1 protein-coding gene and 1 pseudogene are annotated in these 821 nt (G+C 71.7%); both read left to right on the top strand.

What is annotated here, in order from left to right; translation table 11 throughout:
- Nucleotides 1-428, top strand: a 428-nt coding sequence (locus tag LPA54_RS33460) for a DUF5819 family protein (RefSeq protein WP_228984480.1), incomplete at its 5' end; no start/stop codon positions are given.
- Nucleotides 425-821, top strand: a pseudogene (locus LPA54_RS33455) (HTTM domain-containing protein); the annotation flags it as partial. The gene LPA54_RS33460 and the pseudogene LPA54_RS33455, both read left to right, overlap by 4 nt.

Raw genomic sequence — 821 nt, 5'->3', positions numbered from 1 at the left:
ACGTGTCCGTACAGGTCAGGGCGGAGATCCGCACGCCGGACGGCGGAAGCCGCACCACCGGCTGGTACGACCTGTCGGCGCAGGACGGCCGGGACATCGACGGCAACCCGGCCCCCAGCCACACCCAGCAGAACGAGCTGCGCCGGGCCTGGGACTTCTACCTCTCCACGCACGACGACGACAACCGCCCGGTGGGCCTGCGCGGGGCGCTGTCCGAGTCGTACCTGCGGCGGATCATGGTCATGCGCCTGGACCGGGCGGACGCGGCGGGGCGGGACGGCGAGGTCGCGCGCGTCCAGGTGCGCTCGCGCACCACCCAGGTGCCGCCGCCGTCGTGGAGCGGGGAGAAGGTGTCGGACAAGGCCGTGTACCGGGTGCTGCCCTGGTGGCTCCTGCCGGAGGACGAGGCCCGGGGAGGCATCGGATGAACCGCCTGTCGATGGCGGTCTCCCGGGCGATCGCCCGGGTCGCCGACTCCGCTCTCGCCCCCTACCAGACAGCCGTGCTGCGCATCGGCTTCGGCCTGACCTGGCTGCTGTTCCTGCTGCGGGAGTACCCCCACCGGCAGGAGCTCTACGGCCCGGACAGCCCCTGGTCCTGGGACCTCGCCGCCCAGCTGGTCGGGTCGAACGACGCCTTCACCGTGCTGCTCTGGTCGGACAGCCAGGTCTGGTTCGAGGCGGTCTACGCGCTGGCCGTGCTGTTCAGCCTTCTGCTGCTGCTCGGCTGGCGCACCCGCACCATGGCGGCGCTGTTCATGGTCGGCGTCCTCACCCTGCAGAACCGCAGCGTCTTCATGGGCGACGGCGGTGACAACGTCC

The organism is Streptomyces sp. DH12 (assembly GCF_020873895.1).
Classification (GTDB): Bacteria; Actinomycetota; Actinomycetes; order Streptomycetales; family Streptomycetaceae; genus Streptomyces.
Note: the sequence above shows the minus strand (reverse complement) of the source record. Positions and strands in the feature narration are given on the sequence as shown.